The sequence below is a fragment of the Roseateles sp. genome (genome assembly GCF_039595595.1).
Classification (GTDB): Bacteria; Pseudomonadota; Gammaproteobacteria; order Burkholderiales; family Burkholderiaceae_C; genus Roseateles.
On sequence record NZ_JBCNLG010000004.1, the window covers coordinates 25057 to 41648 of the forward strand.

The window sequence follows — 16592 nt, forward strand, 5'->3', positions numbered from 1 at the left end:
GCGCCATGAGGCTTAAATTGATGACCGACTATGACTGCTATCCACTCTGGGATAGCTCCGGAGTGAACATCGATCCGCACGCCATCGGCATTTCCGCACCGCTCGCCGACGATTTGATGGCGTGGGCGAGCAAATATGACGCAACCCTGAACAGGGACAATCCGCGGGAATCCTGCTTTCTGTCAGAGCAGGAAGAGGTCCATTTTCGTGACGAGGGCGAGCGATTGCGCACACGCCTCCAGCGCGAATTGGGCGACTCAACAGAAGTCGTCCTCGTGATCTAGGTGATAAATGAAGGAAGTATCGTTAGAACATGCGGCACTGATCATGTGGCCATTTCATCAGGATGTGGCCGAACATTACCAGTATTACGACCAGCTCTTCTCACTCGATTTAAATGACGCGCGGCAGGCACAGCGCGCGATTGAGAATTGGCTTCTGCCTCAAGTCGCCGATTGGAGTGATACGGGTCGAGCGTTGAGAATGGAGGCTTGCCGCGTTTGCATTAGCCAGAACGTGGCATTCTCCGGGTACTGGCTTCCGGGCATAGAGGATCGCTGGAAGGCGAGTGGCGACATGGAAGAATACCGTTCTGATCTTGCGGTATTTCAGAAGCTCGCATGGAGGTTTATATTCGGCGAGGTCTACGTTCCGGCGATGTTGTCCGAATACGTCAGGCGAGTAGATGAGGGCTTCGAGAGTTTTCCGGATTTTCCTGAAAAATGGGGGAGCCCCCGCTATGCGGATTGGCCGAAATCCTTCGGCTGAGCGATTGATCGTCGTGAGCTCCTCGCTCCGTCATCGATCCGGCGGGCGATTTGGTCGGCGGCCGGATCATGGTGGATAGATCGGATGGCCATATCTGGAACTCGGATGAACGTGAGACCCTCATGTACGATCACAACAACGTTTTTGGGTGACTCTGGAACGCAGCATGAAGTTCACACCGAACTACTATGCCCACTCCGCTGTATTCTTTGAGGTTGACAAGGAGGGGCTGCGAGAGTTTTACGAAGGGTTCATGGCGGCTCTGCCATATAGCTTGGATGAACTCTTCGCAAAGATCTGGCGCACCCCCGGCTTCTCAGACTGGGAGGCGAACTTTCATGAGAACTCCTTACTTCGACTTGCCGATTGGCTTCAATGCTCATTGGAAGGCGAGGACGTTTCGGGAAACGCCGGGAAGGCGCCGATTCCGCCGGAGCTGTGTAACGCGCAGCCGCCGCTGTGGGATTTCACGGATGCCTCGCGAGAAATAATCGTCGCTGCCGGGATGTACTACGGTGAGGTGATGGTGCGGAGAAATCCAGGCGCCGCTTGGGTCCATTTCCTCAAAGGCAAGAGCATGGCCGACTATGGGCAGCCCGTGATCGGGGGAGCCGTCCGGCGTGTCATTAATCCCGTTCGAGTCGCAACGTCATTTGCTTTTGGTGTAATGGACGGAAGCGAGTCGCGGAACGGGCTGCTCGACGCTTACGCTTTTTGGGCTCAGCGGATTCTCGTCAGCTAGGCTGAAGGTCGGTGCCGACGCTGAAGAATATTGAATCGAGCTTCTCATTGCCGCCTGAATTTCCCGGGTGATCTCCTTCTCCAATCGGTGAGCCGCAATGGAAATCTTTTCAGACATGAGTCCTTATCGTCATATGGTGGCGCCGTATTTCTTCAAGGACGTATTCAATATTGGCTGGATCGATTTTGGAGCGTACGAACAGGGTGATGTTCCTGACGGTCTGCTGGAGAAATTGCGATCCTTGGCATTTGGCCTCTTCTTGCCGGGGTGTATCGTTGAGCCGGCGAGAGGCAACCCGATTTGCCCGGTATGTGGTCCCTTGGTCGAGCACTTCGGCGGAAGGGCGCTGAGAGAAGCCGAGCTATGGATTCCTGACGGGCATCGCGTGTTCGCATCCCCGGTCCAGATCGTCCACTTCATTCAGGTGCACGGATATCGTCCCCCGGATCAATATCTGGATGCGGTGGGCCGACTATCGCCGTCGCAGGTGTTCGACGGAGACGCGCTCTACCGCGAGAAGCTCAATGAATGCGGCTGGCAACCTGGGTCTAGTACCGCGGGTTAAGCAGCACCCGCGTCTATCGCCACAAGGTTCGGTCAGTAGATCGCGACTGCCCACGCCTGTATCAAATGAGAAGAAGATGAAGCAGGAAATAATGGACTGGCTGGAGCACTGGCTCGTGGACTGCCTGATCTGCGATTCGGTGACTCCCAGCGCTCTGGTAACGGGGACCTCGCTTGGAAACGACGAAATCCGCCGTGTGGCGGTCGGCTTCATTTACGCGGGACTGGTCTCTGGCACGCTGGAACTCCTGCCTGAAGGGGTTCTCTTCGGTGGCGGCGATCTTGGCTTCAATGGGCCTCTTGATTACGCGCAAGAACTGATGAAGTTCAATCCCTTCGAGTTCGACGATCTACTCGCGGGACGTGCCGCTTGGGGCGGTCCTCAAATCGCGCTCTCAAAGGCGGGGAGGGATCTCCTCGCCAACCTCCATCTTGAGTTGGCCGGATTGAACGAAGACGAGAGGGAAACCCGGTGCCGGGCGTTCCTGAGCGAAATGATTCGACGTTTCGAAGCGGCGGGTGTCAGGCTTGGGGACGTCGCTTTCGACGCTTCTGATGATGAGCGCGGTGCGGCCGTCAAAAATGCTTCGGAGTAGGTGATTTCATCGGGGATTCTTCCGCCTCATCGCTCCCCAACAGGCACCGGATCCCCCGTCCCATCGGCCTCATCCCACGAGTAATGCCGCTCCACCTTCGCGATGCGCAGCTCGTAATGTCGATACCAATCCCGCCTGCCCTGATCGCGCGCGGCCTGATGCTCGCTGACGGCGCGCCATGCGCGGATGTCTTCCAAGCTCCGCCAATACGACACCGTGATCCCCAACCCATCCGCGCCTCTCGCGCTCTCCACCCCCAGATACCCCGGCTGCGCCGCCGCCAGCGCCACCATCCGCTCGGCCATCTCTCCATATCCATCGCCGGGCGTGGCCTCGGTGCGCTGGCTGCAGAAGATCACCGCGTAATACGGCGGCTCGAAGGGGCGGGTAGGGGTATTCATGCGGTCATTCTCATCACCCGCCGCCCCGGTGCCATCTCTCACCCCGCATAGACTCCGCCGATGCTCACCGTCCACCACCTCAACAACTCCCGCTCGCAGCGGGTCCTGTGGCTGCTTGAGGAGCTCGGGCTCCCCTACGAGATCAAGCATTACCAGCGCGACCCCAAGACCATGCTGGCCCCGCCCGAGTTGCGCGCCGTGCACCCGCTCGGCAAGTCCCCGGTCATCAGCGACGACGGCTTCGTGATCGCCGAATCCGGCGCCATCCTCGAATACCTCGTCGACCGCCACGGCCACGGCCGCTTCAAACCCGCCGACGGCACCCCCGACGCGCTGCGCTACCGCTACTGGATGCATTACGCCGAGGGCTCCGCGATGCCGCCCCTGCTGCTCAAGCTGGTCTTCGACCGCCTCGAGCGCGCCCCGATGCCGTTCTTCGCCCGGCCCATCGCCAAGGGGCTCGCCGCCAAGGCCAAGGCCAGCTTCGTCCAGCCGCAGATCGACAACCACATGAACTACCTCGAGGCCGAACTCGCCAAGAGCCCGTGGTTCGCCGGTCAGGAGTTCTCCGCCGCCGACGTCCAGATGAGCTTCCCCCTCGAGGCCGCCGTCCAGCGCGCCGGCGCCGTCGCCCGCCAGCCCCGCATCACCGACTTCCTCAAGCGCATCCACGCCCGTCCCGCCTACCACCGCGCGCTCGAACGCGGCGGCCCCTACGCGCTGGCCAGCGCTGACTGAGCCGGCTCCTCAGGCGCTCATCGCGCCATTGGCGGCGTGCATGGCGGCGCTGCATGCAGGGCGGCGCCGCCTCGCGCATCACCCGTTCCAGCCGCCGCCCAGCGCCTTGTACAGCGTGACGCCGTTCGTCAGCCGCGACAGCCGCGTCCCGATCAGCGTCTGCTGCGCGCCGTACCAGGTGCGCTGCGCATCCAGCACGTCCAGGTAGCTGTCCACCCCGCGCGCGAAACGCGCATCCGACAGCCGCAGCGCCTCTCCGCTGGCCTCCACCAGCGACTGCTGCGCCTCCAGCTGGCCGCTCAGCGCCTCGCGCTGCGCCAGCGCATCCGCCACCTCCCGGAACGCGGACTGGATCGCCTTCTCGTACTGCGCCAGCGCGATGTCGCGCCCCGCCACCGCGTTGTCCAGACCGGCCCGGTTGGCACCGCCGTCGAAGATCGGCAGGCTGATCTGCGGCAGGAAGGTCCAGCTCCCCGACCCGCCCTTGAACAGGCCCGACAACTCCCCACTGCCGCTGCCCGCCGACGCCGTCAGGCTGATGCGCGGATAGAAGGCCGCCCGCGCCGCGCCGATGTTGGCCGTCGCCGCCTTGAGCTGATGCTCCGACTGCAGCAGGTCCGGCCGCCGCAGCATCAGCGCCGAGGGCAGCCCCGCCGGCAACTCCGGCAAGGCATTGAGCGAGTCCCCCAGCGCCCGCGGCGCCAGCTCCTCCGGCACCGGCGCGCCCAGCAGCAGCACCAGCGCGTTGCGGTCCTGCGCGACCTGACCGGTGTAGCGCGCCACGTCCACGCGCGCGCTGTCCACGCTGGTCTGCACCTGCCGCAGCGTCAGCGCCGACGCGCTGCCCAGATCGAACCGGCGCTTCGTCAGCGCGTAGGTGTCGGACTGGCTGCGCAGCGTCTCCCGCGCCAGCGCGAGCCGCTCCAGATCCGCCGCCCACGTGAGGTAGGCCGTCGCCACCTCGGCCACCAGCGAGATCTGCGTGCTGCGCCGCGCCTCCTCGGTCGACAGGTACTGCTCCAGCGCCTGCGCGCTCAGGTTGCGCACCCGGCCGAACAGGTCCAGCTCGTACGCGCTGACGCCCAGCGTCGCGCTGTACTGATGACTGGTCACCGCCTCGCCGGTGCCGGACAGACCGGCCGGCGTGCGCGTGGCCGTGCTGCTGCCCGCGGCGCTCAGCGTGGGCAGCGTGGCCGCGTCCTGGATGCGGTACTGCGCGCGGGCCTGCGTGATGTTGAGCACCGCTACCCGCAGATCGCGGTTGTGGTCGAGCGCCAGCTCGATCAGGCCGCGCAGCCGCGCATCGGCGAAGAAGCTCCGCCAGCCGACGTCGCTCGCCGCCGCGCCCTCCGCGGACGTGTCCTCGGCGCCCTTCGCGAGGGGCTCGGGATAGCGCCCGGGCACCGGCGCGGCGGGGCGCTCGTAGCCGGGCGCCAGGTTGACGCAGCCGCCGAGCAGCAGCGCGGCACTCAGCGCCAGCAGCGCCGGGAACGCCGGAAAGACCGCCAGCGCGCGCTTCGGGATCAGGGAATTCAGCCGGGACATGTCAGTGACCCTCGTTCAGCAGGGGAGTGGTGGGGGTGTCGGTGCCGTTGCCGGTGCCGGTGCTGGTGCTGGTGCTGGTGCCGCCTTCGCCAGGCGTGACCGCCGGCGCCTTCGCGCGCCCGAACAGTCCCTGCACCACGACGTAGAAGAGCGGCACGAAGAAGATCGCCAGCACCGTGCCGGACACCATGCCGCCCACGACGGCCGTGCCCAGCGCGTTCTGCGCGCCCGCGCCCGCGCCCTTGCTGACCATCAGCGGCAGCACGCCCAGGATGAAGGCCAGCGAGGTCATCAGGATCGGCCGCAAGCGCAGCCGCGCCGCGGCGATCGCCGCGTCCAGCGTCGACATGCCCTTGGCATGCAGCTCCTTCGCGAACTCGACGATCAGGATCGCGTTCTTCGACGCCAGCCCCACCGTGGTCAGCAGGCCCACCTGGAAGTAGACGTCGTTCATCTTCCACGTCAGCACCGCCCCGAGCAGCGTGCCCAGCACGCCCAGCGGCACCACCAGGATGACCGAGAACGGGATCGACCAGCTCTCGTACAAGGCCGCCAGGCACAGGAACACCACCAGGATGGACACCGCGTACAGCAGGCCCGCCTGGCCGCCGGCCTCGCGCTCCTGCCGCGAGACCCCCGTCCACTCGTAGCCGATGCCCGCGGGCAGCGCGGCCGCGTGACGCTCGACCAGGTCCAGCGCCTGGCCGCTGGACATCGCGCCGGGCAGCGCCATGCCCAGGATCTCCACCGAGGGCACGCCGTTGTAGCGCTCCAGCCGCGGCGAGCCCGAGGTCCAGCCCGCCGTCGCGAACGCGCTGAACGGCACCATCGTCCCGGCGGCATTGCGCACGAACCAGTGGTCGATGTCCCCCGGCAGCATCCGGAACGGCGCATCCGCCTGCAGGAACACCTTCTTCACCCGGCCCCGGTCGATGAAGTCATTGACGTAGTTGCTGCCCCAGGCCGTCGAGAAGGTCGTGTTGACGTCGCTCATCGTCAGCCCCAGCGCGCCGACCTTGTGCTCGTCGATGTCGAGCCGGAACTCCGGCGCGTCCTCCATGCCGTTGGGCCGCACCGCCACCAGGCCCGGCTCCTTCATCAGCGCGCCCAGCAGCTGGTTGCGCGCCTGCATCAGCGCCGCATGGCCCAGGTTGGCCCGGTCCTGCAGCATCAGGTCGAAACCGCTGGCATTGCCCAGCTCGGACACCGCCGGCGGCACGATCGCGAAGACGCTGGCATTGCGGATCGTCGACAGCACTGCCATCGCGCGGTTGGCCACCGCCGCGGCCTTGAGCTCCGGCCGGACCCGGTCCCCCCAGGGCTTGAGCTTGACGAAGGCGAAGCCCGCGTTCTGGCCGCTGCCGGCGAAGCTGAAGCCCGCCACAGAGAAGATCGAGTCCACCGCGTCCTTCTGCTCGACCAGGAAGTGGTGGTCCACCTGCTCCAGCACCTCCAGCGTGCGCGCCTGCGTGGCTCCCGGCGGCAGCTGCACCAGCGTGAACAGCGTGCCCTGGTCCTCCTCCGGCAGGAAGCCCGCCGGGATCTTGCTGAACACCAGCGCCACCACCGCCACCAGCACCGCGTAGCCGGCCATGTAGCGCCAGCCGCGGCCCAGCATGTGCCGCACCACGCCCTGGTAGCGGCGGTTGCCGCGGTCGAAGGCGCGGTTGAACGCGCCGAAGAAGCCGGTCGTGGCCAGCGCATGGCCCTTGGCCACCGGCTTGAGCAGCGTCGCGCACAGCGCCGGCGTCAGGATCATCGCCACCAGCACCGACAGCGTCATCGCCGAGACGATCGTCACCGTGAACTGCCGGTAGATCACCCCCGTCGAGCCGCCGAAGAAGGCCATCGGCACGAACACCGCCGCCAGCACCAGCGCCACGCCCACCAGCGCGCCGGTGATCTGGCCCATGGACTTGCGCGTGGCCTCCAGCGGCGACAGGCCTTCCTCGCTCATCACCCGCTCGACGTTCTCGACGACCACGATCGCGTCGTCCACCAGCAGCCCGATCGCCAGCACCATCGCCAGCATCGTCAGCGTGTTGAGCGAGTAGCCGAACGCCGCCAGCACCCCGAAGGTCCCCATCAGCACCACCGGCACCGCGATCGTCGGGATCAGCGTGGCGCGGAAGTTCTGCAGGAACAGGTACATCACCAGGAACACCAGCACCACGGCCTCGACCAGGGTCTTGATGACCTCCTCGATGGAGATGCGCACGAAGGGCGTCGTGTCATAGGGCTTGATGACCTTCACCCCGGGCGGGAAGAACCGGCTCAGCTCCTCCAGCTTCGCGTCGATGCCCTTGACCGTCGCCAGCGCGTTGGCGCCCGTGGCCAGCTTGATCGCCAGGCCCGCCGCCGGCTTGCCGTTGAAGCGCGCGACGCTGGTGTAGCCCTCGCTGCCCAGCTCCACCCGCGCCACGTCGCGCAGCCGCACGGCCGAGCCGTCGGCCTGCGTGCGCAGCAGGATGGCCTCGAACTCCTCGGCCGTCTTCAGCCGCGTCTGCGCGGTGATGGTCGCGTTGAGCTGCTGACCCGGCACCGCCGGCAGGCCGCCGAGCTGACCCGCCGAGACCTGCGCGTTCTGCGCCTGCACCGCGGCCTTCACGTCCAGCGGCGTCAGCTTGAAGCTGTTGAGCTTGGCCGGATCCAGCCAGAGGCGCATCGCGTACTGCGAGCCGAACAGCAGCGTGTCGCCCACGCCATCGACCCGGCTGATCGGGTCCTGCACGTTGGCCGCGACGTAGTCCGACAGGTCCGAGCCGCTGAGCTTGCCATCCTCCGAAATGAAGGCCAGCACGTTCAGATAGTTGGCGGCGGACTTGGCGACCTGCACGCCTTGCTGCTGCACCTCCTGCGGCAGCAGCGGCGTGGCCAGCGACAGCTTGTTCTGCACCTGCACCTGCGCGGTGTCCGGATCGGTGCCGGTCTCGAAGGTCAGCGTGATGGTCACGCTGCCGGTCGATTCGCTGGTCGAGGCGATGTAGGAGAGCCGGTCCAGCCCCTTCATCTTCTGCTCGATGACCTGCGTGACGGTGTCCTCCAGGGTCTTGGAGGAGGCGCCGGGATAGTTCGCCGTGATGGCGATGGCGGGCGGGGCGATGGTGGGGTGCTGCGCGATCGGCAGGGTCAGCACCGCGACGATGCCGGCCAGCATCGTGATGATGGCCAGGACCCAGGCAAAGATCGGACGGTCGATGAAAAAGCGAGCCATGAGGGGTCTCCGTCCGATGCTCAGTGCGCGCCGCCGGCGGCGCTGGCCGCGGCGGTCTTCACCGCGGCCGCGGTCGGCGCCTGGGCCTGCACGACCTGGACCGGCTGCCCCGGCCGCGCCTTCTGCTGGCCTTCGACGACCACGCGGTCGCCGGCCTTCAGCCCGCTGCCCACCAGCCACTGGTCGCCGATGGCCCGGTCCGTGGTCAGCGCGCGCTGGGCCAGCTTGCCGTCGCCATCGACGACGAAGGCCACCGGCTTGCCGGTGCTGTCGCGCGAGACGGCCGGCTGCGGCACCAGCACGGCCTGCTCGAGCACGCCTTCCTCGATCACCGCCTTGGCGTACATGCCGGGCAGCAGGTCGCCGCGCGGGTTGGGGAACTCCGCGCGCAGCGTCACCGCGCTGGTGTTCTGGTCCACCGACACCTCGGAGAACTGCAGCCGGCCGGTCTGCGGATAGACGCTGCCGTCCTCCAGCACCAGACGCACGTTGGCGGTGCCGCTCTTGAGCCGGCCGTTCTCCAGCGAGCGCTTGAGCGCCAGCAGCGCGCCCGCCGACTGCGTGACGTCGACATAGATCGGATCGAGCTGCTGCACCGTGGCCATCGCGCTGGCCTGGCTGGCGGTGACCAGCGCGCCCGGCGTCACCGACGAGCGGCCGATGCGGCCGCTGATCGGCGCGGTGATGCGGGTGTAGGCCAGGTTGATGCGCTGCGTCTGCAGCGCGGCGCGCGCGGCGCTGACATCGGCCTGGGCCTGCAGCAGGCTGGCGGCGGCGTCGTCGGCGTCCTGCTGGCTCACCGCCTTGATGGCCGAGAGCTCCTGGTAGCGGCCCGCCTTGAGCCGGGCCGAGACCAGCGTGGCCTCCGCCTTGGCCAGGCTCGCCTGCGCGTTGTCGACGCTGGCGCGGTAGGTCGCCGGATCGATCTGGTACAGCAGCTCGCCGGCCTTGACGTCGCTGCCTTCCTTGAAGCGGCGCTCCTGCACCAGGCCGCCCACCTGCGGCCGCACCTCGGCCACCAGCGCCGCGGTCACGCGGCCCGGCAGCTCGGTCGTCAAGGCCAGACGCTGCGCCGCCACCGTGACGACGCTCACTTGCGGCGGACCGCCGGCGCCCATGCTGGGCGGGTGAGGGGGCTCGCCGCAGGCGGTGAGGGTCAGCGCCGCGGCGCTGGCCAGCAGCGCCGTCGGCAGGAAGGGATCAGGGCGGATGCTCATGGCGGAACTCCAGGTCGAGCAGGGGCGGGTCTTTTGAAAGCGTACCGAACGGTTCGGTATTTGCGGGCGGATTATTGGTTTGACAATTCACGGGTGTCAAGAAAAAATGGACCGATTGGTACGGTTAAGGAGTTGTCGTGAAAGTGCGCACGGAGGCGCGGCGGGACGCGATCCTGGAGGTGGCCTCGCAGGTGTTCCTGGAGTTCGGCTACGAGCGGGCGTCGATGGCGGAGATCGTCAAGCGCATCGGCGGCTCGAAGTCGACGATCTACGGCTATTTCCCGTCGAAGGAGGAGCTGTTCCTGGCGGTCACGGAGGCGGTGGGCGAGCGGCACATGGCGTCCGCGCTGACCGAGATCGCGGAGTACCGCGGCGGCACGCTGGAGCCGGTGCTGACGCGTTTCGCGCAGAAGCTGGTGGGTTTTCTGACGAGCGAGGAGGCGATCGCGGCGCACCGCATGGTGCTGGGCGCGGCGGGGCACTCGGACATTGGAGAGCGGTTCCACGAGGCGGGTCCGGAGCGCGGCATGTCGGTGCTGATGGAGGTGTTCAAGCAGGCGATCGAGCACGGCGAGTTGCGCCGTGAGGATCCGTGGGTGCTGACGCAGCACTTCGGCGCGCTGGTGAGCTCGGAGCACCAGCACCGGTGGTTCCATCGCGATCTGCCGCCGGTGACCCGCACGCAGATCACGCGCTCCGCCGAGCGCGCGGTGCAGGCCTTCCTGCGGGCCTACGCGGCCGAGCCGCGCAAGGGCGGGTAGGGGACAAAGCGGACGTTCTTCGCCGCGGCCGTGTTGGACCCCGGCCCCGGTCTATCGCTCAGCGCGCCACCACGAACTCGTCAACGGGCACTCGAACGTCCGCGCAGATCTTGCGCAGCAAACTGGGCCGGATGTCGCTGCCCGCATGAAAGGGCACGATCGTTGTCCTGCCATCGGCATGACGGTAGAAGCGATGTGCTCCCTTGCCGGCGCGCTGCGTGAATCCCAGCCCAAGCAGGATCCGCTCAACTTCCCTGGCGCTGAGCACCGGCAGGCCGGCGCCCATGTGCTCATTCCATCCGCAGCGTCGTATTGAACGCGATGCCGCCGTCGATGTTCACCATGCCCTCTTCCGCGAGCAGTTGCAGCACCTCCGTCAGGCGCTCCAGCACCTCCTCAACGGAGGCGCCTTGCGTATAGGCGCTGCGAACTTCAGGCACGCTGCCCACCAGCACATCACTGCCTGGGTCGCGCTCGATCAGAGCATTGAAGATCATGCGCGGCAGCATAGCGCCGCGCACGAGGCGCGCGCGATGCGGATGCAAGGTCGGAATGCGAAGCATGGAGCGCTCCTGACTGCTGAACGGGGGAGACCTGGCAGTCTAGGAAAGCTCTTCCGCTTTTGGGGAAGGGAACTCATCGGCGGATCTGACGAACCACGAAGCGGTCAAACCGACGCCAACGATCGACGAACAGTGATGTGTTGATCGGACAGTCCGCAGCGTTTTGCCTTTTGGCCACGTCCGGTTCTGCTACCGCGGCTTCGCCAAGAACCACGCGACCCGGGCCTGCGCGGCCGGGCCGCGCGAGGCCGCGCAGGGAACGAGAGACCGCGCTGTCGAGAATCAGCGCCGCCGCACGTCGTAGGGATGAAGGCCGAGGCGATCGCGCCCCGGTCCAGGACTTCAACCTCGCGGAGGCTCTCATGAGGAAGATCAGGATCGCCGAACACATCTCGCTGGACGGCTTCGTTGAACCCGGCGGCCCCGGCGTCGACAGCGCCTACGCGCACGGCGACTGGACCGCGCCCTACCGCACGCCGGAAGGCGCCGCCGCCGTCGCCGCGGCCTACGGCAGCGGCTACGACCTGCTGCTGGGCCGCCGCACCTACGACCTGTGGTCCGGCTACTGGCCCGCGATGAAGGCCGGCCCGTTCGCGTCAGGCCTGAACGCCGCGACCAAGTACGTCGCGACCCATCGGCGTGAGGGCCTCGAGTGGGGGCCGGTCGGGGATCTGGGGCCCGACGTGTTGGCGGGCATCCGCCGCCTCAAAGCCAGCGACGGGCCCGACCTGATCGTCTGCGGCAGCGCGATGCTGGCGTCCACGCTGTTCGAGCACGGCCTCGTGGACGAGGTGATGCTCGCGGTCTACCCGTTGCTGCTCGGTCAGGGCAAGCGCTGCTTCCCGGAGCGCGCCATGCCGAACACCTTCGAGCTCGTCAGCTCGACCACCACGCCGAGCGGGGTGGTGGTGGGGATGTATCGCGTGGCGATCAGTCGAACGTGAAGCGGACGTTCTTCACCACTTCGTGGCGGCCCCAGCGGAAATTGCAGACGCGCGCGACCTCCGCGCCGTCCTTGCTCTCGGGCACGCAGCCGCCCACCAGCTTCACGACCTTCTCGCCGCGCGACAGCGGCAGTTCCAGCGCCGGACCTTCCGGCACGGTGTGCGTCAGTTCGACCTGATCGGCGAAGTCATCGACGAGCGCGAAGATCGTCATGCGGTCCACCCGCAGCACGTAGGTGTCGTGCTGGAAGCTCGCGCCGGGATACATGCACATCTCGACCTTCGAGTTCTCGATCGTCGAGCTCTGGCACTGCGGCTTGGGCGCCGATTGCGCATGCGAGCACACGGAAACGAAAGCGAGCGCGGCAGCGCAGAGGGCGGATGTCTTCAGCATGAGATCGATCTCGAAGTGGGAAGAGGAGGCGCCAGCGGGAATCGCTTGGCAACCTTCGGATTGGAGCGGCAGCGGCGACTCAGTATGGCGTCGACGTGCCGCCTGGCGCGAAATTCAGCACATCCAGCTCGCCTTCCTCAACGAGCAGCTGAACCACCTCGCTGAGGCGTTCCAGCACTTCGTCGACGGACGGGCCCTGCGCGCCTTCAATTCACCAGCGACCACAACAGCGCCGCATTCGCCCCGGTCACCAGCGCGAAGAGCAGCCAGCTCAGCGCCCGCACCACGGGCCCGTTGGCGAACCCGCCCATCACCGCCCGGTCGCCCGTCAGCCGGATCAGCGGCCACATCGCAAACGGCAGCTGCAGGCTCAGCACGACCTGGCTCGCCACCAGCAGCCGGCCCACCGCCGCCTCGCCCAGCCACAGCAGCCCGATGAAGGCCGGCACCAGCGCCAGGAAGCGCGTCGCCAGCCGCCGCTGCCAGCACGGGATCTTCAGCCGCAGGAAGCCCTCCATCAGCACCTGGCCCGCGATCGTGCCCGTGAACGTCGAACTCTGTCCCGCCGCCAGCAGCGCCACGCCGAACAGCACCGACGCGATCGAGCTCCCCACCAGCGGATCCAGCAGGTGATACGCGTCCTGGATCTCCGTCACGTCGCGATGTCCATTCGCATGAAAGGCCGTCGCCGCCAGGATCAGGATCGCCGCGTTCACCATCAGCGCCAGCGTCAGCGACACCAGCGTGTCGATCGTCGAGAGCCGGATCGCATCGCGCTTCGCCGCCGCCGTGTCCGCCACGCGCCGCGTCTGCACGATCGACGAGTGCAGATAGAGGTTGTGCGGCATCACCGTCGCGCCCAGGATGCCGATGGCCAGCAGCAGCGCCTTCGAGTCGTGCACCGCGGCGCCATTGGGAATGAAGCCCCGCGCCACCGCCGCCCAGTCCGGCCCCACCAGCACCAGCTGCACCGCGTAGCAGACGCCGATCGTCATCACCAGGCCGAGGATGATCGCCTCCACCTGCCGGAAGCCCCGCCCCTTCAGTCCGAGCACGATCACCGTGTCCAGCGCCGCGATGCCCACGCCCGCCAGCAGCGACATCCCGAACAGCAGATGCAGCGCCAGCGCCGTGCCCAGCACCTCCGCCACGTCGCAGGCGACGATCGCCAGCTCCGCCATCACCCACAGCGGCAGCCGCACCGCCGGGCGGTAGCGCTCGCGGCAGGCCTGCGCCAGGTCCAGCCCCGTCACCAGCCCCAGCCGCAGCGACAAGGTCTGCAGCAGCATCGCCGCCAGGCTCGACGCCAGCACCACCCACAGCAGCGCGTGCCCGAAGCGCGAGCCGGCCTCGATGTCCGTCGCCCAGTTGCCGGGATCCATGTAGCCCACCGACACCAGCAGCCCCGGCCCCGCGACGCGCAACAACCGCTTCCACAACGGCGCCCCTTGCTGGAGCGCGATGGAACCGTGGACTTCCGACGGACAGAACGGGGCGGTGGCGGTGGTGGGCAGGCCGAGCATGGGGCGCATTCTCGGGCCGGATGAACGCGGGTTCCGGCGCCGCGTCATCCACCGGATTGCGGATGCCGCACCGGCACGCCGCTGCCAGACTCCCGCGATCTGCGTCCCCAGGAGACCGGCATGCCCAGCCCGACCATCGCCGCCGACGTTCCGCTGAATGTCCCGCTGACCGATTCCCAGGCGCGCACCGCCAAGGCCATCGTCAACCTCTTCGAGACCGGGCATGTGCTGGGCGACTACGGCCAGGTCACCGTGCTCAAGGACGATCCCGGCCGCCTGACTTACGGACGGTCGCAGACGACGCTCGCCTCCGGCAAGCTCGCCGAGCTGCTCCAGCAGTACGCCGGCAACCCCGGCGCGCGCTTCGGCGCCGCCATCCGCGACTGGCTGCCCGCCATCGACGCGCAGGGCGCGGACCTGGACACCAACAGCCGCCTGCACAACCTGCTGCGCGCCTGCGCCGACGATCCGGTGATGCGCGAAACCCAGGACCGCTTCTTCGACGACGGTTTCTGGCAGCCCGCGGTCCGCGCCGCCGTCAAGCTCGGCATCCGTTCGGCGCTGGCCACCGCCGTTGTCTACGACAGCACCGTGCACGGCTCCTGGGCCAGGATCCGCGGCGAGACCGACCAGGCGGCCGGTCCGCTCGACCAGATCGGCGAGCAGGCCTGGATCGGCGCCTACGTGGCCACGCGCCGCCGCTGGCTGGCGACGCACAGCATCGCGATCCTGCGCAACACCGTCTATCGCATGGACGCCTTCCAGCGGCTCATCGATCTGAACCAGTGGGGCCTGGCCTTGCCGCTCGTGGTCCGAGGCGCGGAGATCTCGATGACCACGCTCAACGGCATGCCGCCCGGCTGCTACAACGGACCGGCGCCGGGCTCGCGCGCGCTGTCGGTGCAGGAGCCGCTGCTGCGGGGACTCGATGTGCGGCTGCTCCAGCTCGCGCTCTCCAACCTCGGCGCCGACATCAAGGCCGATGGCGTGTTCGGCGCCGCCTCCGCGCGCTGCGTCAAGGAGATCCAGAGCGCACGCGGTCTGCCCGCTACAGGCGTCGCCGACGTGGCGCTGATCGGCGCGCTCGTGGGCTGAGCCGCCGCCCCATGGCGCTCAGCCATGGCGTCGCGCTCAGCCGTGACGGTATGTGTCCGCCACGTCCGTCAGCAACGCGGACAGCGCCGCCTCGTCATGCCAGCGGCCCGCTGCGAGCACGCCGCGCGGCGCGCCCAGCGTCCTCAGGTCGTCGAGCGGATTGGCCGCCGTCAGCAGCAAGTCGGCGCGCGCGCCCGCCGTCACCGTGCCGAAGGGCGCGAGCCCCGGCTTCGTCTTCGCGATGAACTCGCCCGCCTGCCGCGTCGCGGTCGACAGCGCCTCGAAGCGCGACAGCCCCGCCTGCGTCAGCCAGCGCAGGTTCTCGTGCAGCGCATAGCCCGGCACCAGGCCCGGAATGTCCGAGACGTCCGTTCCAGAGATCAGCGGCACGCCCGCGCGCTGCATTGCGTGCACGAAGGTCTCGAGGAAGGCGTAACGCCGCATCAGGTCGCCCTTGCGCCGCGCGTAGCCGGACAGCGGCCACAGCGCGCGCTGCGTCGGCGCCACGAAACCTGCCTCCGGCTGCTTCAAATAGCCGGTCACGACCTCCGGCCGCCCCCACTGCTCGGCCAGCTTGCGGTAGGTCACCAGGTCCGCGACCACCGTCGTGCCGTGACGGCGCAGCAGCGCCACCGCGTCCGCGATCGCGGACTCCGGCGGCGCGCCGTTGGGATCGTCCTCGCGCGCTGGCGGGAAGTAGGTGTAGAAGAACTCCTCCGCATGCGCGATCAGCACCTGGCCCGACTCGATCTGCTTCGCGAGGCCGACCTTCGTGACCCCATGGCCCACCACGGGCAGCCCCGCGGCCCGGCCCTCGCGCACCAGCGCGGCGAAGACCTCCGGCGCCAGGTTGTTGTAGACCTTCAGGAAGTCGTAGCGGTTCGTCACCGCGAGCCGCACCGCGGCGCGCACGTCGTCTTCGGAACGCAGCACCAGGTGCCCGTAGTCCGGCGAACCATCCACCGCCAGCGCGGCGAAGGCGCGCGGACCCGTCACCTCGCCGCGCTCGATCGCGAGGCGCAGCCGGCCGACGAAGCTGTTGCGCGCCTCGCCCATGTTCAGCATGGTCGTCACGCCTTGCGCCAGCAGCACCGCCATGTCCTGGCGGCTGTCGCAGTGGTTGTGCATGTCGGCCAGGCCGGGCGAGAGCCACAGCGCGCCGTGTCCCTCGATGCGCAGCGCGCCTTCGGGCAACGGCGCCGCGGACGCAGCGGGCGCGATCGACATGATCAGGCCATCTCGCACCAGCACCGTCATGCCGCGCTGCACGCGCTCGCGGTCCATCGGCACGACGTTCACGTCGACGAAGGCGGTGACCGGCGCCGGTGAGGTCTGCGCCCGCAGCCCGGCGGGCAGGCCCATGGGCAGGCACAGCGCGGCCGTCGAGCCGATCAGGAATCCACGGCGGTTCGCCGGGAAGGACATCATCGAGCGGGGCATCGTCGGGCATGAAGAGCGAGGGGCCGGGCGATTATGGGGAGCGGCCGGCGCGGGTAACGCTCGTCACGGACCGGGCCTGGGATCGCG

Annotated in this window: 18 protein-coding genes; 9 read left to right on the forward strand and 9 right to left on the reverse strand. The window is 67.8% G+C overall.

Annotation, left to right across the window (positions count from 1 at the left end; all coding sequences use genetic code 11):
- Window positions 1-20 precede the first annotated feature (20 nt).
- The 5 genes from ABDW61_RS07140 to ABDW61_RS07160 all read left to right on the forward strand — a co-directional run bounded on the left by ABDW61_RS07140 (window position 21) and on the right by ABDW61_RS07160 (window position 2670).
- Window positions 21-284 (forward strand): hypothetical protein, encoded by a 264-nt coding sequence (locus ABDW61_RS07140; protein ID WP_343637636.1) that lies wholly within the window; start codon window positions 21-23, stop codon window positions 282-284.
- A 7-nt stretch (window positions 285-291) separates the two neighbouring features.
- Entirely contained in the window at window positions 292-768 is a 477-nt protein-coding gene (locus ABDW61_RS07145; protein ID WP_343637638.1) for a hypothetical protein, read from the forward strand.
- A gap of 166 nt (window positions 769-934) precedes the next feature.
- Window positions 935-1510 (forward strand): hypothetical protein, encoded by a 576-nt coding sequence (locus ABDW61_RS07150; RefSeq protein WP_343637640.1) that lies wholly within the window; start codon window positions 935-937, stop codon window positions 1508-1510.
- A 97-nt stretch (window positions 1511-1607) separates the two neighbouring features.
- Window positions 1608-2075: a hypothetical protein gene (locus tag ABDW61_RS07155; protein ID WP_343637642.1), complete on the forward strand. Its 468-nt coding sequence runs from the start codon at window positions 1608-1610 to the stop codon at window positions 2073-2075.
- A gap of 76 nt (window positions 2076-2151) precedes the next feature.
- Window positions 2152-2670, forward strand: a complete 519-nt coding sequence (locus tag ABDW61_RS07160; RefSeq protein WP_343637644.1) for a hypothetical protein — start codon at window positions 2152-2154, stop codon at window positions 2668-2670.
- A 26-nt stretch (window positions 2671-2696) separates the two neighbouring features.
- Here ABDW61_RS07160 and ABDW61_RS07165 read toward each other — a convergent pair whose 3' ends face one another.
- Window positions 2697-3071: an antibiotic biosynthesis monooxygenase gene (locus ABDW61_RS07165; RefSeq protein ID WP_343637645.1), complete on the reverse strand. Its 375-nt coding sequence runs from the start codon at window positions 3069-3071 to the stop codon at window positions 2697-2699.
- A gap of 60 nt (window positions 3072-3131) precedes the next feature.
- On the opposite strand from ABDW61_RS07165, the gene ABDW61_RS07170 reads away from it, so the two are divergent.
- The gene (locus ABDW61_RS07170) at window positions 3132-3809 is read left to right on the forward strand and encodes a glutathione S-transferase (protein WP_343637647.1); all 678 of its coding nucleotides are present in this window, start codon (window positions 3132-3134) and stop codon (window positions 3807-3809) included.
- Between the two features lie 78 nt (window positions 3810-3887).
- Here ABDW61_RS07170 and adeC read toward each other — a convergent pair whose 3' ends face one another.
- The 3 genes from adeC to ABDW61_RS07185 are packed head-to-tail and all read right to left on the reverse strand — an operon-like array spanning window position 3888 to window position 9785.
- The gene (adeC, locus tag ABDW61_RS07175) at window positions 3888-5354 is read right to left on the reverse strand and encodes an AdeC/AdeK/OprM family multidrug efflux complex outer membrane factor (RefSeq protein ID WP_343637649.1); all 1467 of its coding nucleotides are present in this window, start codon (window positions 5352-5354) and stop codon (window positions 3888-3890) included.
- Window position 5355: 1 nt separating this feature from the next.
- On the reverse strand, window positions 5356-8568 hold the full coding sequence (locus tag ABDW61_RS07180) for an efflux RND transporter permease subunit (protein WP_343637651.1): 3213 nt from the start codon (window positions 8566-8568) through the stop codon (window positions 5356-5358).
- A gap of 20 nt (window positions 8569-8588) precedes the next feature.
- Complete coding sequence (locus ABDW61_RS07185; RefSeq protein WP_343637653.1) at window positions 8589-9785, reverse strand: efflux RND transporter periplasmic adaptor subunit; 1197 nt, start codon at window positions 9783-9785, stop codon at window positions 8589-8591.
- A 137-nt stretch (window positions 9786-9922) separates the two neighbouring features.
- Between ABDW61_RS07185 and ABDW61_RS07190 the strand changes: the two genes are divergently transcribed.
- Complete coding sequence (locus tag ABDW61_RS07190; protein ID WP_343637655.1) at window positions 9923-10546, forward strand: TetR/AcrR family transcriptional regulator; 624 nt, start codon at window positions 9923-9925, stop codon at window positions 10544-10546.
- 58 nt (window positions 10547-10604) lie between these two features.
- Here ABDW61_RS07190 and ABDW61_RS07195 read toward each other — a convergent pair whose 3' ends face one another.
- Both ABDW61_RS07195 and ABDW61_RS07200 read right to left on the reverse strand, forming a co-directional pair.
- Entirely contained in the window at window positions 10605-10832 is a 228-nt protein-coding gene (locus ABDW61_RS07195; RefSeq protein WP_343637657.1) for a type II toxin-antitoxin system HicA family toxin, read from the reverse strand.
- Window positions 10833-10836: 4 nt separating this feature from the next.
- Window positions 10837-11109, reverse strand: coding sequence for a type II toxin-antitoxin system HicB family antitoxin (locus ABDW61_RS07200; RefSeq protein WP_343637658.1), 273 nt, complete (start codon window positions 11107-11109; stop codon window positions 10837-10839).
- Between the two features lie 362 nt (window positions 11110-11471).
- On the opposite strand from ABDW61_RS07200, the gene ABDW61_RS07205 reads away from it, so the two are divergent.
- The gene (locus ABDW61_RS07205; RefSeq protein WP_343637659.1) at window positions 11472-12053 is read left to right on the forward strand and encodes a dihydrofolate reductase family protein; all 582 of its coding nucleotides are present in this window, start codon (window positions 11472-11474) and stop codon (window positions 12051-12053) included.
- Here the strand turns inward: ABDW61_RS07205 and ABDW61_RS07210 are convergent.
- Together ABDW61_RS07210 and ABDW61_RS07215 are read right to left on the reverse strand one after the other, a co-directional pair.
- The gene (locus ABDW61_RS07210; protein ID WP_343637660.1) at window positions 12040-12447 is read right to left on the reverse strand and encodes a hypothetical protein; all 408 of its coding nucleotides are present in this window, start codon (window positions 12445-12447) and stop codon (window positions 12040-12042) included. The genes ABDW61_RS07205 and ABDW61_RS07210 overlap by 14 nt on opposite strands.
- Window positions 12448-12653: 206 nt before the next feature.
- On the reverse strand, window positions 12654-13970 hold the full coding sequence (locus ABDW61_RS07215) for an Nramp family divalent metal transporter (protein ID WP_343637662.1): 1317 nt from the start codon (window positions 13968-13970) through the stop codon (window positions 12654-12656).
- Window positions 13971-14090: 120 nt separating this feature from the next.
- Here ABDW61_RS07215 and ABDW61_RS07220 point away from each other — a divergent pair, with 120 nt between their 5' ends.
- Window positions 14091-15065, forward strand: a complete 975-nt coding sequence (locus tag ABDW61_RS07220) for a peptidoglycan-binding protein (protein WP_343637664.1) — start codon at window positions 14091-14093, stop codon at window positions 15063-15065.
- A 36-nt stretch (window positions 15066-15101) separates the two neighbouring features.
- On the opposite strand, the gene ABDW61_RS07225 is transcribed toward ABDW61_RS07220, so the two are convergent.
- Window positions 15102-16493 (reverse strand): amidohydrolase family protein, encoded by a 1392-nt coding sequence (locus tag ABDW61_RS07225; protein WP_343637666.1) that lies wholly within the window; start codon window positions 16491-16493, stop codon window positions 15102-15104.
- Window positions 16494-16592 lie beyond the last annotated feature (99 nt).

Bases quoted from the DNA above. Each gene is read 5' to 3' on its own strand.
- ABDW61_RS07140 (WP_343637636.1), top strand. From the start codon at position 21: ATGACCGACTATGACTGCTATCCACTCTGGGATAGCTCCGGAGTGAAC.
- ABDW61_RS07145 (WP_343637638.1), top strand. From the start codon at position 292: ATGAAGGAAGTATCGTTAGAACATGCGGCACTGATCATGTGGCCATTT.
- ABDW61_RS07150 (WP_343637640.1), top strand. From the start codon at position 935: ATGAAGTTCACACCGAACTACTATGCCCACTCCGCTGTATTCTTTGAG.
- ABDW61_RS07155 (WP_343637642.1), top strand. From the start codon at position 1,608: ATGGAAATCTTTTCAGACATGAGTCCTTATCGTCATATGGTGGCGCCG.
- ABDW61_RS07160 (WP_343637644.1), top strand. From the start codon at position 2,152: ATGAAGCAGGAAATAATGGACTGGCTGGAGCACTGGCTCGTGGACTGC.
- ABDW61_RS07165 (WP_343637645.1), bottom strand. From the start codon at position 3,071: ATGAATACCCCTACCCGCCCCTTCGAGCCGCCGTATTACGCGGTGATC.
- ABDW61_RS07170 (WP_343637647.1), top strand. From the start codon at position 3,132: ATGCTCACCGTCCACCACCTCAACAACTCCCGCTCGCAGCGGGTCCTG.
- adeC (WP_343637649.1), bottom strand. From the start codon at position 5,354: ATGTCCCGGCTGAATTCCCTGATCCCGAAGCGCGCGCTGGCGGTCTTT.
- ABDW61_RS07180 (WP_343637651.1), bottom strand. From the start codon at position 8,568: ATGGCTCGCTTTTTCATCGACCGTCCGATCTTTGCCTGGGTCCTGGCC.
- ABDW61_RS07185 (WP_343637653.1), bottom strand. From the start codon at position 9,785: ATGAGCATCCGCCCTGATCCCTTCCTGCCGACGGCGCTGCTGGCCAGC.
- ABDW61_RS07195 (WP_343637657.1), bottom strand. From the start codon at position 10,832: ATGGGCGCCGGCCTGCCGGTGCTCAGCGCCAGGGAAGTTGAGCGGATC.
- ABDW61_RS07200 (WP_343637658.1), bottom strand. From the start codon at position 11,109: ATGCTTCGCATTCCGACCTTGCATCCGCATCGCGCGCGCCTCGTGCGC.
- ABDW61_RS07205 (WP_343637659.1), top strand. From the start codon at position 11,472: ATGAGGAAGATCAGGATCGCCGAACACATCTCGCTGGACGGCTTCGTT.
- ABDW61_RS07210 (WP_343637660.1), bottom strand. From the start codon at position 12,447: ATGCTGAAGACATCCGCCCTCTGCGCTGCCGCGCTCGCTTTCGTTTCC.
- ABDW61_RS07215 (WP_343637662.1), bottom strand. From the start codon at position 13,970: ATGCTCGGCCTGCCCACCACCGCCACCGCCCCGTTCTGTCCGTCGGAA.
- ABDW61_RS07220 (WP_343637664.1), top strand. From the start codon at position 14,091: ATGCCCAGCCCGACCATCGCCGCCGACGTTCCGCTGAATGTCCCGCTG.
- ABDW61_RS07225 (WP_343637666.1), bottom strand. From the start codon at position 16,493: ATGATGTCCTTCCCGGCGAACCGCCGTGGATTCCTGATCGGCTCGACG.